The organism is Micromonospora chokoriensis, assembly GCF_000718555.1.
Taxonomy (GTDB): domain Bacteria; phylum Actinomycetota; class Actinomycetes; order Mycobacteriales; family Micromonosporaceae; genus Micromonospora; species Micromonospora chokoriensis_B.
Genome location: NZ_JOAN01000015.1, coordinates 398,109 through 414,033, shown reverse-complemented (window position 1 = coordinate 414,033; position 15,925 = coordinate 398,109). Strand labels below are relative to the sequence as shown.

General features: G+C 71.7%; 8 protein-coding genes. 5 read left to right on the top strand and 3 right to left on the bottom strand.

What is annotated here, in order from left to right; all coding sequences use genetic code 11:
- Positions 1-22 precede the first annotated feature (22 nt).
- A complete protein-coding gene (locus IF46_RS32690; protein WP_036392767.1) occupies positions 23-2,863 on the bottom strand; it encodes an ATP-binding protein in 2,841 nt (946 codons plus the stop codon).
- A gap of 272 nt (positions 2,864-3,135) precedes the next feature.
- Entirely contained in the window at positions 3,136-7,497 is a 4,362-nt protein-coding gene (locus tag IF46_RS0121685) for a S8 family serine peptidase (protein WP_157563290.1), read from the bottom strand.
- Between the two features lie 356 nt (positions 7,498-7,853).
- On the opposite strand from IF46_RS0121685, the gene IF46_RS0121680 reads away from it, so the two are divergent.
- The gene (locus IF46_RS0121680; protein WP_198041492.1) at positions 7,854-8,849 is read left to right on the top strand and encodes a helix-turn-helix transcriptional regulator; all 996 of its coding nucleotides are present in this window, start codon (positions 7,854-7,856) and stop codon (positions 8,847-8,849) included.
- Between the two features lie 2 nt (positions 8,850-8,851).
- On the top strand, positions 8,852-9,832 hold the full coding sequence (locus IF46_RS0121675; RefSeq protein WP_051724056.1) for a LuxR family transcriptional regulator: 981 nt from the start codon (positions 8,852-8,854) through the stop codon (positions 9,830-9,832).
- 16 nt (positions 9,833-9,848) lie between these two features.
- On the opposite strand, the gene IF46_RS0121670 is transcribed toward IF46_RS0121675, so the two are convergent.
- On the bottom strand, positions 9,849-10,058 hold the full coding sequence (locus IF46_RS0121670) for an FmdB family zinc ribbon protein (RefSeq protein WP_030490185.1): 210 nt from the start codon (positions 10,056-10,058) through the stop codon (positions 9,849-9,851).
- Between the two features lie 55 nt (positions 10,059-10,113).
- Between IF46_RS0121670 and IF46_RS0121665 the strand changes: the two genes are divergently transcribed.
- The 3 genes from IF46_RS0121665 to IF46_RS0121655 all read left to right on the top strand — a co-directional run bounded on the left by IF46_RS0121665 (position 10,114) and on the right by IF46_RS0121655 (position 15,870).
- Positions 10,114-11,409, top strand: coding sequence for a lytic transglycosylase domain-containing protein (locus IF46_RS0121665; RefSeq protein ID WP_030490184.1), 1,296 nt, complete (start codon positions 10,114-10,116; stop codon positions 11,407-11,409).
- 72 nt (positions 11,410-11,481) lie between these two features.
- Positions 11,482-12,498, top strand: coding sequence for a GNAT family N-acetyltransferase (locus tag IF46_RS0121660; RefSeq protein ID WP_030490183.1), 1,017 nt, complete (start codon positions 11,482-11,484; stop codon positions 12,496-12,498).
- Between the two features lie 93 nt (positions 12,499-12,591).
- Positions 12,592-15,870 (top strand): lamin tail domain-containing protein, encoded by a 3,279-nt coding sequence (locus IF46_RS0121655; RefSeq protein WP_030490182.1) that lies wholly within the window; start codon positions 12,592-12,594, stop codon positions 15,868-15,870.
- Positions 15,871-15,925: the final 55 nt, after the last annotated feature.

Below are 15,925 nucleotides of genomic sequence, written 5' to 3'. Positions count from 1 at the left end.
GGGGAGGGCGGGAGGGAGGGGGTTAGGCGCGTTCGGTTCGGGTGGCTGGGTGGCGGTCGGGGTCGGCTGGGCGGCGGGGGGTTGGTTGGGACAGGCCGGTGCTGAAGCGGGTCGAGTCCGCCGCCAGGTCCGGATGTTCCACGTCCAGTGCCAGCGCCGCGGCCTCGTCCAGCCCCAGCTCGGCACCCTCGCCGTACGCGTCGTCGAAGGCCGCGTCGCCCAGCACCGCGCGCAACTCCGCCTGCTGTTCGGCCCAGTAGCCGCCGTAGATGCCCGGGGTGGCGCGCATGCTCGCCCGGGTGGCCTGCGCGGCTCCGAACAGTCGGGCAGCGGTCAGCCGCTCCCCGCCGATCGCGCAGCGCACCGCGACCGCGTTCAAGGTGTCGCACGCCCGGCCGTGGTAGCCGTGGCCCATCCGCGAGCGCAGCGCCACCAGCAGATGCTCGTGTGCGGCGATCACGTCGCCCCGGGCCAACGCGACCATCCCGAGCAGCATGTCCACCGAACGCCGCCCCCGCTCCACGGGCCGGGCCGCCTCCACCGGACGCACCGCCCCCAGCAGCTCCGCCGCCTCCTCCAAAGCACCCCGACGCCAGAGCAGCTCGGCCAGACTGAACACCGCGAACAGCGCCTCGCCGACCACGTCCTGCCCGTGTGCCCAGTCGATGACCTCCCGGCACACCCGCTCGGCCTCGACGAACTGCCCCATGTCCGCCAGCGGCGCTGCCCTGCCGGCGAGCACCCGGGCCAGCAACCCGGCGTCGCCGGCCTGCCGGGCCGCCGCCTCCGCCCGCTGGGAGTAGCGCAGCTCCTCGGCGAACTCGCCGTCGGCGCTGGCATGCAGCGAGTGCATGTGGTACGCCGCTGCCAGCTCCGCCTCCGGGATCCGCTCACCCGTCTCGGCGATCCGCCCGTACAGCCGGAACAGCCAGAGCCGCCCCTCCCGGGCCAGGCCCCGCTCCAGCCACCACTGGTCCAGCCCGCCGGCCAGACCGAGACCGGCGCGGGCGCTGCCGCCGGTGGCGCACCAGCGCAGCGCGGCGCGCAGCTCCCCGGCCAGTGGATCGAGGGCATACAGCGACAGCGTCACCGGCCGGCCGTCCTGACCCAGGTGCGCCCGGTCCAACGCGTGCGCCGACCAGGCCACGTGCCGGTCCCGGGCGGCCTGCTCCTCGCCTGCCTCGGCCAACCGCCGCGCCGCGTACGCCCGGATGGGGTCGAGCATCCGGTAGGTGCTGCCGGCGGCACGCGGCTCGGCCAACACCATCGACTTGTCCACCAGGACCGAGAGCGGGTCCAGTGGGTCGTCACCCAGCAGCCACTCCACCGTCTCCAGATCCACCGGGCCGGCGAAGACCGCCAGCCACCGCAGCAGGCGGGCGGCCCGGGGCCCCAGAGTCCGGTACGACCAGGTGACGGTGGCCTGCATGGTCAGGTGCCGCTCGGTGGCCGAGCGCTGCACCGCCCTGCTCGCCGGGGTGGGCGGTGACGCCCCGGCCGCCGCGGCGACGAGGTCCACGGTGTCCTGCTGGTTGCCGGACCAACCCCGCTCCACCGGCGGCGGATCCGGGTCTTCCCGGCCGGCGTCCAAGGTGCCCAGGACATCGTCCAACCGCTCGGCGAGCTGCCCAACGGAGAGCACCCGCAGTCGGGCGGCGGCCAACTCGATGGCGAGCGGCAGGCCGTCCAGCCGCTGCACGACCCGGCGCAGGTCGGCGGACTCGGCCGGGTCGGGCTGCCGACCCCCGCGCGCCGCCGCCGTCCGGTCCAGCAGCAGCGCCACCGCGTCGCTCTCCCTGCCGTCCGCGCGCGGGTCGACCGAGAGCGGCGGAATCCGCCACACCACCTCGCCGGGCAGGCTGAACGACTCACGACTGGTCGCCAGCACCCGTACGCCGCTGCCGCCGGACAGCAACCGCGCGATCACCTCGGCGCAGGCGGCCGGTTGGGTGTCGCAGGTGTCCAGGACGACAAGCATCCGGCGTCCGGCCGCGTACTCGACAAGGGTGTCCAGCATCGGCCGGCCCGGCTCGGGTCGCAGGCCGAGCACGGCGGCGATCGCGAACGCCACCAGCCCCGGGTCGGTCACCGAGGCGATGTCGACGAACCAGACCCCATCGGGGTACGACTCGACCACCCCGCTGGCCAACTCCACCGCGAGCCGGGTCTTGCCCGCGCCTCCCGCGCCGAGCACGGTGACCAGGCGGTGCTGCCCCACCAGCAGACCCAGCTCGATGCGCTCGGCCTGCCGACCAACGAACGAGGTCACCTGGGTGGGCAGGTTGTGCGCCACCGCGTCGGCGGTGCGGGGCCGGGGGAACTGCCGCTCCAGGCCCGGCGCGACCAGTTGGAACAGTCGTTCCCGATCGTCGAAGCCACGCAAGCGGTGCAGGCCCAGGTCAAGCAGGGTCGCACCCGGCGGCATCGGGTCGGCCCGACGTGCGGTGGACGCCGTACAGAGCACCTGCCCTCCGTGTGCGGCGGCGGCCACCCGGGCGGCCCGGTGCACCTCGGGGCTGGCGTACTCGCCGTCGCGCGGCTCGGCGTAGCCGGTGTGCAGGCCCATCCGCACCCGGGGTGCGGCTTCGCTGGTGGGCCAGTCGTGGCTGGACAGTGCCCGCTGGGCGGTCAGGCACGCGGTCAGCGCCGCAGCCGCGTCCTCGAAGGCCAGGAAGAACGAGTCGCCCTCGGTCAGCAGCTCCGCGCCACCCGTGCTGGCCAGCGTGCAGCGCAGCAGCCGTCGGTGCTCGGCGAGCACCGGACGGTAGTCCGGGCCGAGCAGTTGGGCCAGCCGGGTCGAGCCCTCGATATCGGTGAACACGAAGGTCACCCAACCGCTCGGGAGCTGGATCCGTGGCGACATGCGTGGAACCTCCGCCCCTGACGTCGGATTCATGCTGCCTGAGTCCGAGCGATCACGCATCGTAAGAACGGCCGCCAGGCTCGGACTCAAGGTGCCACTCGGCCCCTCCTGGGGCAAGACCGGAGCGTCGCTCGGCGGGTCGTCCACAGCGCTCGGGCCCGACGACAAGGATCGTACGGTCCCGGCGAGGTTCGGACGGGCCCACGCACGAGCCAGCCCCGCCGGAGACCGGGTGACCGGTTCCGACGGGGCTGGCCCGGTGGCGCTGACGCTCAGCCGGTAAGCAGGGCGACGTTCACGGTGTTCTTCGCCCCCCGGATGGTCGTCACCGTCGTCGTCGACCCGAACCCAGGCGCGACCACGGTGACCTTGACCTGCTGGTTCTTCGCCAACCGCAGCTCGTAACGGCCGTTGGCGTCGGTCACCGCCGTGTAGCTGACCGGCCCACAGCCCTGCTGACCGGGCCGTCCCCGCGAAACCGACTGGTCGACCGAGGCGGTTTGGTCGGCCCGCTGCTCACCGCAGACGGTCACCGTCGCGCCGGCGACCGGTCGCCCGGTGGCGGCTGCGGTCACCGTGCCGCTCAGCGTCGCCCAGTTCGGCGGCGTCTCGAAGTGGCCGTCGACCGCGACGGTGCTCCCCGGGTAGGGCTCGTCGGTGACCGCGACCAGCCGCGCGGCCTGGTCACCGGGTTGGGTGACCGCACCACCATCGACCCGGACGACCACGCTGACCGACCGACCCGGGGGCACCTTGAACTCCGGCTTGTCCACCGAGAGCCACGGCACGTCGGCCGCGCCGCCGCAGTAGTCGTACCCAGGCAGATTTTCGGCAGTCTCCTGCGGGTCCCACAGGCCCACCGAACCACCGACCCGGTACGCGCCGCAGGCCGTGCCACCGTCGTAGGTCGGGTGGTTCATGTTGGGCAGACGACCCCAGGTGTTCGTGAGCGGGTCGTACTCCACCGCTTCGTTGGTCAACCGGAAGCCCGGCTGCACACCGCTGAGGAGCTGCAACTTGTCGTTGGCACCGGTGGCCCCCATGTTGGAGACGGCGTACGGCGCGTCCGCCACCGGCGTCCAGGCACCGGTGACCGGGTCGAAGCGGAACCCGGAGGCGACGGCTTTCTTGTTGCCCCCGTCGTACCCGCCGGCGCAGATGACCTGCCCGGCGATCCCGGCGCAGCCTGCCTTCATCACTGCGACCGGGTAGTCGGCGAGGCGGGTCCACGCGTCGCTGACCGGGTCGTACCGGTAGACCGTCGTGCCCTGCGCCGGGCAGGTGACGCTGCAACCGCCGACGAGGTACAGACGTCCGTCGAGGGTCGCCACCGAGGCGTCGCTGATCGGCTGCGGCAGGTCTGCCGCCCGAGCCCAGGAGTCCCGGACGGGGTCGTAGACGTACACAGTCCTGAGCTGCTCACCCTCGACACTGGTGCCGCCGATGACGTACATCTTGTCGTCGAGGAAGAGGCCCGCGGCGGTCGCGACCGCCTGCGGCATGTCGGCGATCGGGCTCCACTGGAGAGTCACCGGATCGTAGACGTACCCACTGCGGGTCATGCCTTCCAGGACCGCGTTGGTGCTCCCGCCCACCGAGTAGAGCTTGCCCGCGTGGTAGCCCGCGACGTTGTACACGATCGGGGTCGGGTAGTTGGCGATCGAGGTCCACGGCCCCACGTCGGCAGTGGCCTTCGCCTGGGTCGCCGGCTGGCTCGGCTGGACCGCCGACGCCTTCGGCGGCGGCCCCAACCTCATCTGCCCCATCTCGATGCGGCGCAGCGGGGCACCTGCCTGCCCGGCGAGCCCATGGCTGGTGGAGCTGACGACCTGCTCGCCCAGCTTGACGTGGACCGGGTGGGTGCCCTTGTTGGTGAAGGTGAGGGTGCGGGTTGCCGACTTCCCGAGCCGCGCGGTGACGTCGAGGCTCTTCCGGTCGACCGTCAACCGCCCGGCACGTAGCCGCCAGTCCAGGCTGGTGACGCGGTTCGGCTCCACGACGGTACGCGCCTCGGCAGTGACGTACCGGGGGTAGCTGACCGTCAACGTCGGCTCGGCCTGCGGGGAGAACAGCCAGTAGTGGCCGTCCGGCAGGTTCGGGTCACGCGGCGTCGCGGCGCTCGCCGAGAGCTCGGTCCGCGTCAACTTGTCGACCACCTTCGCGCCATTGATCGGGTCACCGGTGTTGTCGTCTCGCACCACGCCGGTGACGAGCCCACCGGGGGTCGGGTTGCAGGTCCCCACAGCGACGTCGTCCACCTGCCACAGCGCGACGCCGCTGCCGGCGTAGTGGAAGCGCAGCCGGGCCTGCGACCGGCCGGCAGCCTGTGGCAGTGCGACATCCACAAGCGCGATGGGGATGTTCTCGGTGGTCCGCTGCCAGACGTTGGACCAGGACCGGCCGGCGTCCACGCTCAGGTCGATGCCGATGCGTGCGGTCCCGCTCTCACCCAGGTACAGCGAATTGAACCTGAGCCGCGGCGCTTTCTCCCGGGACAGGTCGATCACCGGCGAGATGAGGTCGGTGTCCTCCGCCGCGCCGTCGTTCTGCCACGAGTCGGCGGTGGCGAAGTCGCCGGTGCCACCGGTGACGTTGTCCAGGTCGCCGGGTGCGTCGAACTGCCAGGCGTGCCCGCCGCCGAGGTTGTCGACGACCGTCCAGCCGGCCCGTTTGGCCGGGTCGGTCCAGCCTTCGAAGTCGGCCCGGAGCGAGTACCCGTAGCCGGGGGCGAGGCAGGCGACCTCGTCGATCTGCGCCTGGACGTTCTGGACGACCGCCCGATCACCCACCGGCACGTCGACGGTGCTGGCGCGGTAGCCGGGGTAGAGCGGGCTCACGGTCAGCCGGTACGTGGAGTTGACCGGCAGCGACAGCTCGTACCGGCCGTTCTTCGGGTTCGTGAACCACGGCCCGACCGGCAGACCGGGTGCGCTGATCATCGCGTAGAGGGGCCAGCCGTGTCCGGAACCGTCGGTGACCTTTCCGCTCACCGTGACCTCGGCGCTGACCTGGAGCCGGACGTCCCGGGTGACGGTGGCGTCGGCGGTGATGGTCGCCGACTCGGTCCCCACGAGGTAGCCGTAGAAGGAGACGGCGATCGTGTACTTACCGGCCGAGAGGGTGGCGGCGTAGCCACCGTCCGCGCCGCTGATCGCCGAACGGTGGGTAGGACCGTCGATCCGGACCTCGGCGCCAACGATCGGCTTGCCGGTCTTCGCGTCTACGACCTTGCCGGTGAGCCGGCCGGTCTCGCCGCGAGGCGCCGCCGCGATGGAGGCGTACACGTCGAGCTTGCCCTGCCCCCACACATTGTTCTTCTGCCGCGTGCCGCCGCAGCTCAGGTCGTCGACGTCGACGGCGACCTGGTCGAGCAGCTCGATGGTGCCCGCAACGTCGCCGATCAGATTGGGCGTCGCCGACCACAGCAGGGCGACCGCGCCAGCCACATGTGGGCTCGCCATCGACGTACCGCTTATCGCGTTGTATCCACCACCCGGGACGCTGGAGCGCACATTCACCCCGGGAGCCGCGATGTTGGGCTTGGAGATGCCGCCCGTGCCCGGGCCACGGCCGGAGAAGTAGCCGATCCGGCCATCCACGTCGTACGCGCCGGCGCTGTAGGTGGACGCGTAGTCACCTGGGCTGTCCGAGGTGTCGCAACCACGCTCGCCCGCGTTGCCGTTGGCGAACATCGGGAAGATGCCGGCGGCCCGCCAGTCCTCGACGATGTCGGCGAACCACGAGTCGGTAGCGGGACCGTCGTCGTCTCCCCACGAGTTGTTCACGATGTGCGGCCGCAGGTCCGGCCGTGGGTCCGCACCGGCCAGGTTCGTCGGTGCCAGCATCCACTGCGCCGACGAGAGCAGGGCGAAGTCGGTGCAGTGGCTGGTCTCGCAGCCCTTGGCCGCGATCCACCGGGCGCCGGGGGCGACGCCGACCCGGTTGCCCGGACCGCCGTCGCCAGCCATCGTGCCCACGGTGTGCGTGCCGTGGCCGTTGTTGTCGCAGGGCGTGAGCGATGGCGTGCCGCAGACCTGGGACGGGTCGTACCAGTTGTAGTCGTGCGAGACCCCGGCGTCACCCATGGCACCCCGGTACGAGGCGGCGAGCGCCGGGTGGTCGAACTGCACCCCGGTGTCGATGCTCCCCACCACGATGCCCTCGCCGCGGGTGCCATTCGCCCACACCCGGTCGGCACCGATGGCGTGGACGCCCCACTCCACCGAGTCGACGTCGGCGACCCGCTTCGCCTTCAACTGCTCCGGGACCTCGTACGTCCGTTGTGCCTGGATGGTCCTGACCTCGCCCTCCTTGGCCAGGGTCTCGGCCAGGTCCAGGCTGCCGTGCGCCACGTAGATCGCGTTCGAGGCGTAGAAGCTGTGGTACTCCACGCCCGCAGCCCGCAGCCGGCCGACGACGTCGGCCTGGCTGCTCTCGGCGGTCTTGCGCAGCGCCTCGACGACCGCCGTGCCGCGCTTGTTCCAGTCCTTGATGGCGGACGCCGCAGTGAGGTCGGCGCGGGCGTTGAGACGTACCCAGAAGGGTTGCACCGGAAGCTTTCCCATGCTGGCCCGCAGCTCCGGCTGGATCTTCTCCGGCGCGGCGACGGCGGGCCGGACGGGCCCGCCGGTCACCGTCGTGACGCTGACAACCAGGCCGAGCACCGCGACGAGGCCGATGAGCTGAGCCCATCGCGCACGCGAGGGACGTTGTTCGGACGGCAGCACGGGGTGCCTTCCCGGGCTCTCGGATTCTGCTGTGGGTGTCACGCTGCGCACTCTCCTCCGGCGATCGACTGAGAACACGCTCGCCGGCTGAGCCGATGGACCACATCCGCAGGCGCATCCGGCATCGACACAGGCTGTTATGGCGAGCGCGCTTGCCGACGATGCCACCGCCGCGGAGGTGGCAGAAGTCGCCTTGATGTCCGCTTCGCGCCAGCGGCGTGATGCGGATGGACAAGGACCCGCGGTTGCCGCACGATGAATCGGTGCTGTGGATCTTGGGAATTACGGCGTCCGAGCAGGCTCTCTACGAGTGGTTGCTCGAACACCCGGCCGTCGCACTCGACGCGCTCGACCGACTCGCCGCCGACCAGCCGTGGTTAGGGACGGCCCGTCCGCTGCTCAGCCGTCTTGAGGAGTTGGGGCTCGCGTGGCGGCTGCCCGGACCCCCCGCGCGCTTCCAGGCCGTCGCACCCGACAAGGTCACCGAAGTGCTGGCTCTCGGTGCGGAACGGACCCTGTCCCGAGCGCAGGCTCACCGCGCTCGACTGTCGACGATCTTCCGCCTCGCCGGAGGCCGGCACCACGCGGACGAACTCGTCGAGATTCTGCACGGCAAGAAGGCGATCAACCAAGCCTTCAACGACGTTCAGCTCAGCGCCGTGCACGAGGTGCGCATCTTCGATGCCCCGCCCTACGTCAGCGCCCCACCGGTGGTTGACGCGGTGGAGCTGGCGCTGCTCCGCCAGGGCATTCGTTATCGGGTCCTCTACGACCGGCGGGGCCTCGACGACCCCGACCGGCTCGCTAATTTCACTGAGGATCTCTCCGTCGGCGAGGAGATCCGGGTCTCCACCGTGCCGATCAAGTTGGTGCTCAGCGACCACCCGCTGGCCCTGATCCCGGTCCAGCTCGAGAACGTCGATTCCGCCATGCTCATCCGAGACCCGGCCCTGCTCGACGTGCTCGGGGCGCTGTTCGAAATCTCCTGGGACCAGGCGGTCCCCCTACAGGTACGCGACGGCCACCCACAACTCGTCGAAGTCGGGGACGCGCCGTCGCCGGCCGAGGGTGACCTGCTGCCCCTGCTCGCCGCCGGGTTGACCGACGCGGCGATCGCCGCGCAACAGGGCTGCACCGAGCGCACCGTACGTCGCCGGGTCAGCGCGATGATGCGGAGGCTGGGCGCGGCGAGCCGGTTCCAGGCCGGCTACCAGGCCATTCGCCGCGGTTGGATCACCACCTCCGCAGACGTGGCCTGACCATGCCGGCGCACCCAGACGCCAAGCTCGCTGCCGCCGGCCTGAGCCCGGTCGAATCCGCGGCGTACGAGTTGGTCGTCGCCGAGCCCGGCCGGACGGTGGCCGACCTCGACCGGTCCTGGATCCGACCCGAGCCACTGCGCGGGGCGCTCGCCGCACTGCGCACCGCAGGGCTCGTGCTGGCCGGGGACGACGACCCGCCGACCTACCTCGCCGTCGATCCGGCGGTGGCCCTCGACGCGCCGATCCGAGAGTACGAGCGGCAGTTGCAGGCCGCCCGCGAACACCTTCAGCGCCTGGCGGCGGTGCACCGCGCGCACGACAGCCCGGTCGACTCGACCGCCGTGCTGGAGGTAGTCAGTGGGCGGAGCGCGGTGCTGGAACGACTGGCCTACCTACAACGCGCCGCGCGGGTCGAGATCCGGTGCCTGGACAAGCCCCCGTACCTGGCTCCGTTGACGACGAGCGTCAGCGTCGAACTGCTCCGGCGTGGCGTCCGCTCACGCACCGTCTACGAGCGGTCGTCCCTGGAGCAGCCGGGCGCCCTGCACGGGCTCGAACAGCTCGTCGCCGCCGGCCAGCAGGCCCGGGTCCTGCCGGCCCTTCCAGTCAAGCTCTACCTCGCCGACGACCGCCATGGCCTGCTCGTGCGCAGACCCGGCGACGAGGGCGAGAACGCCGTCCTGCTGCGCCCCTGTGCGCTCCTCGACGCCCTGAATCACCTCTTTGAGGGGCTGTGGCGATCCGCTCTGCCGCTGCAACCCGCCACGGCCTCGCCGTCGAGTCACCGCCCTCCGGTCGAGCACGGGCGACTCGTCGCGCTCCTACTCTCCGGGCTCACCGACCAGGCGACCGCGCGTCAACTCGGCGTCGGCTACCGCACCGCGCAGCGCCACATCGCGAACCTGATGGCCGCCCTCGGCGCGCGTACGCGCTTTCAGGCCGGCGTGCAGGCCGCGCGCCGGGAACAGCACCTGCCGTAGCGGGTGATGGAGCTCGTCAGCAGCCGCACGCACCTCCGCAGCAGCCACCGCCGGAGGGGGCCGGGGCGCCATCTGCGCCACGGCCGGTGACCGCGACGGCGGAGAGCAGCTTCACGGTGTCCAGGTGGCCCTGCGGGCAGGCGGCCGAGTCGCCGGCCTGCGCCATTGGGCGGTTGACCTCGAAGGTGTCGCCGCAGGCGCGGCAGCGGAACTCGTACCGGGGCATGCCACCCAGGGTACGTGGATCTGACGGCTGGCGGAGCATGGGTGATACTCGACGGGTGGTGGACGGCAAGGACGACAAGCGTGTGCAATCGTTACGACCGGCCGCGCCGCTGGACGGGCCACTCGAAGGCTCGGGGGCCGCGCCCGATCCGGTGCGCGCGGTGCCCCGCCCGCGCCGCCCCTGGCTGAGCGGCCGTTCGGCAGATACGCCAACCACGCCACCGGCCACACCGCCGCAGACACCGGCAGCCAAGCCCACCCCGACCGAAGCCACCCCGACCGAAGCCACGCCGGCCGAGGACGCGAAGGCCGACGCCCCCGCGAAGGCCGACGGTGCTGACGAGCTGACGAAGACCACTGTGGACGAGGTGCCGGTCGTCCCGGCGTCCGACCCGGCTCGTCGGCGGCGCGCGCAGTTCGCGCACGCGCTACGTCTGCCGCCGCGCCGGGTAGCGACCTCCGCCGCCCGCGCGACCCGCGCCTGGGCTGGCCGGCCGAGTGGTCGGCTGACCCTGCCCGGTCTCTTCCTGCTGGCGCTCGTGGCCGCGACCGCCGCGGCGGGTGCGCTGCTCGTGCCGGCCGCGATCCGCGCACCACGTCCGGTCGCGGCCGACGCGTCCGCCGCGCCGACCGCAGTGGCACCGCCAGCGGTGCCGTCCGGCCTACCCACCGGGCCGTTACCGACCGGGCCGCTGCCCACCGGGCCACTGCCGACCATCCCACTGCCCGGCGGCGGGCTGCCCGGCAACGGGCTGCCGACCGGGCCGGCGATCGGTGGTCGACCGTCGGACGCCCTGGCCGGCTGGGCGCAGCAGGTCGGCGCGAAGGTCGGCGTACCCGCGGTCGCCATGCAGGCGTACGGCTACGCCGAGCTGGTGCTCGCCCAGACCAACCGCAGCTGCGCGCTGAGCTGGACCACGCTGGCCGCGATCGGGCAGGTCGAATCGGGGCACGGCTCGGCCAACGGCGCGCAGTTGAGGCAGGACGGCAAGGCGCTGCCGAAGATCATCGGGCTGCCGCTGGACGGGCAGGGCGGTCGGATGCGGATCATCGACACCGACCGCGGGGAGCTCGACGACGACAAGGTCCTCGACCGGGCGATCGGCCCGATGCAGTTCATCCCGACCACCTGGCTGGAGATCGGCGCGGACGCCGACAACGACGGGGTGAAGGACCCACACGACCTGGATGACGCCGCGTTGGCAGCAGGAAACTACCTCTGCAAGGGCGGCCGAAACCTGAGCATCCCGGGCGACTGGTGGAACGCGATTCTCTCCTACAACGACGTCCGGCGGTACGCCCAGGACGTCTACGACACCGCGAATCGGTACGGACGGGCCAGTCGGTTGTGAAGTGATCGTCTCGATACGTTGGAGAACTGGACACTTCCCCCGGGCAGCTGTTAGCGGCAAGCTAGACGGGTGATGGTGCGCGAGTGGGACCCCAGGACCGCGTCGTCCGCCGAGATCGCGTCGCTGCTGGCCACGCTGAACGCGGTCCTGGCGGCCGATCTGCCGCAGGACCCGCCCTGGCGGGAGACGTCGCTGCGGGAATACCTCGCCGAGGTGATGCCCGGCGAGCGGCGGATCTCCTGGGTCGCCCAGGCGGAGTCGACCGATCCGGGCGACCCCGGGGCGGTGCTCGGCCAGGTCCACGTGCTTCTCCTCGGTGACATCGGCGTGCTCGAGGTGCTGGTGCACCCGTCCGTGCGGCGCACCGGCCTCGGTCGTGACCTGGTGTTGCGTGCCGCGCGCCGGGTCTACCAGGAGGGCTTCCGGTCGATCGGGGTGGAGGTCGTCGGCGACACGCCCGCAGTCGGGTTCTACGAGTCGCTCGGCTTCACCCGGGAGTACGTGGAGACACGCAGCGTCCTCGACCTGACCGCGGTGGACTGGGCCGAGCTGGCCGAGATGGCCACCGGCATCGGGTCGGGCTACCACCTGGAGTTCTTCCCCGGCGGGCCGCCAGACGACCTGATCGAGGCGTACGCGCGGGCCAAGGCCGAGGTGCGCGACGTCGACGACGGTGAGCTGCGCCCCAGCTCATACGACCCGGAGCGGCTGCGCGACAGCCTCGACACGCTGCACCGGCGGGGCATGAAGCCGTACATCGTGCTCGCCCGGCACGAGCAGAGCGGCGAGGTGGCCGGCCTGACCGAGGTGGTGGTGCCGGCGCAGCATCCGACCCGCGCCGACCAGTACGACACGATCGTCGCGCAGGATCACCGGGGCTACGGCATCGATCGGGCGATCAAGGCACGGATGCTGCTGGAGCTGCGCTCCGCCGAGCCGGAGCTGATCGAGGTGCAGACCTGGAACGCGCAGGCCAACGAGGCGATGCTGAAGGTCAACGCGGAGCTGGGCTACCGCCCCGACCGGGACTGGTGCGAATACAGCGTCGACGTCGCCGAGCTGGTGCACCGCCTCGATCCGCCGCGCTGAGGGAATTCACGAAACTGTCCATTAGGGGATGGACGGTGGACAGGCACGCACCTTAACGTGCGTTGACTCCCATCCACCCATCGTGGAGGCCCTATGCGCCCGCGCCGCTCAATCGCCGCGCTCGCGACCGCCACCGCCGCCGTGACTATCACGGCGCTCGGTGTCACACCCACCGCGGCCAGCGCTGCGCCCACCGACCTGTTCATCTCCGAGTACGTCGAGGGTTCGTCGAACAACAAGGCGATCGAGCTGTTCAACGGCACCGGCGCCGCCGTCGACCTGACCGCCGGCGGCTACCAGTTGCAGCTCTACTTCAACGGCTCCACCACGGCCACCACGATCGCCCTGACCGGCACCGTGGCGGCCGGCGATGCGTTCGTGTTCGCCAGCGCCTCGGCCGGGGCCGCCATCCTCGCCCAGGCCGACCAGACCACCGGGGCGAGCCTCTTCAACGGCGACGACGCGATCGTGCTGCGCCGGGGCGCCACCGTGCTCGACTCGATCGGCCAGGTGGGCGTCGACCCGGGCACCGAGTGGGGTGCCGGCGTCACCAGCACCGCGGACAACACCCTGCGCCGGTTGCCGAGCCTGACCAGCGGTGACACCGACCCGTCGGACGCGTTCGACCCCGCCACGCAGTGGGCCGGCTTCCCCGTCGACACGTTCGACGGGCTGGGCGCGCACACCGTGGACGGCGGTGGCCCGGTCGACGTACCGGCCACGCTGACCTGTGGTGGCCCGCTGGTCACCGCCGCCGGCACGGCAGCGAGCCGCGAGGTGACCGCCGCCGACCCTGACGACACGATCGTCGACCTGGCGGTGACCACGATCAGCCCGAGCCCGACCTCCGGTTCGATCACCCGCACCGCGTTCACCCCGGCCGGCGAGGTGGGCGGCACCGCCCGCGCCACGGTCGGCGTGAGCGCCGACCTGACCGCCGGGGCGTACACCGTCACCCTCACCGCGACCGACGCGGGCGGTGGCACCGCAAGCTGCGCACTCACCGTGCAGGTGACCCGGGAGCTGACCGTCGGCGAGGTGCAGGGTCCGACCACCGACGCCGAGGCCGGTCCGACCGACCGGTCGCCGCTCGCACCGGCGAGCGGCAACGGCACGAGCAGCACGCTGTACGACGTACGCGGCGTGATCACCCAGTTGACCCTGGCTCGCACCTCGGCCGGGGCGGATCAGCACGGGTTCTTCCTGCAGAGCCGCGTCGGCGACACCGACGGCGACCCGACCAGTTCCGACGGCATCTTCGTGTTCATGGGCACGTTCACCTCGCTGATCGGCGGTTACCTGCCGACGGTCGGCGACGAGGTCGTGCTGCGGGCCCGGGTGTCGGAGTACTACAACCTCACCCAGCTCTCCGGCGCGTCGCTGGTCCGCCGGATCGGCGGCGGCCTGGCCGTGGACACCGCAGTCGCGGTGACCGACGCGGTGCCGCCGGCCGTGCTGACCGACGCGCAGCGTTTCTGGGAGCGGCACGAGGGCTCCCGGATACGCGTACGCGCAGGTAGTGGCGCGGTGAGTGGCCGAGACGTCTTCTCCTCGACCGCCGACGCGGAGCTGTGGGTGGTCGACCGTGACGACCCGCTGCTGGACCGCGCCGACCCGTACTCCCGGCGGGTCTTCCGTGATTCGCACCCGCTGGACAACGACCCGACCCGCCGCTTCGACGACGGCAACGGTCAGCGGACGCTGCTCGGCAGCATGGGCGTGAAGGCCACCGCCGGGGACAGCGCCGCGCTGCTCCCGCCGGCGCACACCTTCGACACACTGCGGGCAGACGCGGTGGGCGGGGTCTACTACTCGTTCGAGAAGTACGGCGTCCAGGTCGAGCGGGCGGAGTTCGCCGCCGGGGCCGACCCGTCGAAGAACAACCCGCCCAAGCCGGCCGACCGGTCGCAGGAGGTGGCCGTCGCCACCTACAACGTGGAGAACCTGTACGACTACCGCGACGACCCGTTCGACGGCTGCGACTTCGCTGGTAACACCGGCTGCGTGGGCGTCGACCCGCCGTTCGACTACGTCCCGAGCAGCGAGGCGGAGTACCGCGAGCAGTTGGCCGCGCTCGCCGACCAGATCGTCAAGGATCTGCACGCACCGGATCTGATCCTGGTGCAGGAGGCCGAGGACCAGGACATCTGCACGGTCTCCGGCGCTGCGCTGAGCTGCGGTGACACCAACAACGCCGATGGCGCCCCGGACAGCATCCAGGAGTTGGCGCTCACCGTGGCGGCGGTCGGCGGGCCCACGTACGCCGCTGCCTATGACCGGACCGGCGCGGACGCCCGCGGTATCACCGCCGCCTTCCTGTACCGCACGGACCGGTTGTCGCTGGCGGCCGCGACGGCGACCGACCCGCTGCTCGGCTCGGCACCGACCGTCCAGTACCGCGCTGCGGGGTTGCCGGCCAACGCCGACGTGCAGAACCCGAAGGCCCTCAACGCGGTGTTGCCATCGGATGTGGACACGTCGACCGGTCGGGACGGGACCAACGTCTTCACCCGTGCGCCGCAGCTGGGCAAGTTCAGTGTGGCTGCGGCACCCGGCTCGACCGAGCGGTTCACCCTGTACGCGCTCAGCAACCACTACTCCTCCGGCCCGGACAGTCGGGTCGGGCAGCGGCGGGAGCAGGCACGCTACGGCGCGGCGATCGTCACCGCGATCGAGGCAGCCGACCAGAACGCCCGGGTGGTCTACGGCGGGGACCTGAACGTCTTCCCCCGCCCGGATGATCCGATCGCCACCGGTGACCAGCCCACCCCGTCGGACCAGCTCGCCCCGCTCTACGAGGCGGGCCTGCACAACCTGTGGGACAACCTGGTCGCGGACGTGCCGGCGTCGGCCTACTCGTACAGCTTCGAGGGCCAGGCGCAGACACTCGACCACTTGTTCGTCAACGACGCGCTCTACGGTGACCTGGTGCAGGTGCGGGCGGCGCACATCAACGCCGACTGGCCGGCGGAGTTCGCCGGTGACGGGTCACGGGGTTCCAGCGACCACGACCCGCAGGTGGCCCGCTTCCGGTCCCGGGCGTCGTTGACGGTGGCTGACGCGACGGTGGTCGAGGGCAACCAGGGCACCCGGCAGCTCACCTTCACCGCGACCGTGTCCCGGCCGCTGTCCCAGTCGGTGCTGCTCTGTGCGGCCACCGTCGGCCTCACGGCGCAGGCAGGCTCGGACTTCGACCCGTACGCCGGCTGCAAGGTGTTGCCCGCCGGCCAGACGTCGGTGGCGTTCCCGGTGACCGTGCGCGGCGATCGCAAGCGGGAGTCGGACGAAAAGCTGACCCTGCTGGTAGCCGGCGTGCCCGGCCTGCGGCTGGCCGACCCGCTAGCGACCGGAACGATCACCAACGACGACTGATCGCGGAATGTAGTGGACGAGGCCCGCCGACTCGAATCGAATCGGCGGGCCTCGT

Bases quoted from the DNA above. Each gene is read 5' to 3' on its own strand.
- IF46_RS32690 (WP_036392767.1), bottom strand. From the start codon at position 2,863: ATGTCGCCACGGATCCAGCTCCCGAGCGGTTGGGTGACCTTCGTGTTC.
- IF46_RS0121675 (WP_051724056.1), top strand. From the start codon at position 8,852: ATGCCGGCGCACCCAGACGCCAAGCTCGCTGCCGCCGGCCTGAGCCCG.
- IF46_RS0121670 (WP_030490185.1), bottom strand. From the start codon at position 10,058: ATGCCCCGGTACGAGTTCCGCTGCCGCGCCTGCGGCGACACCTTCGAG.
- IF46_RS0121660 (WP_030490183.1), top strand. From the start codon at position 11,482: ATGGTGCGCGAGTGGGACCCCAGGACCGCGTCGTCCGCCGAGATCGCG.
- IF46_RS0121655 (WP_030490182.1), top strand. From the start codon at position 12,592: ATGCGCCCGCGCCGCTCAATCGCCGCGCTCGCGACCGCCACCGCCGCC.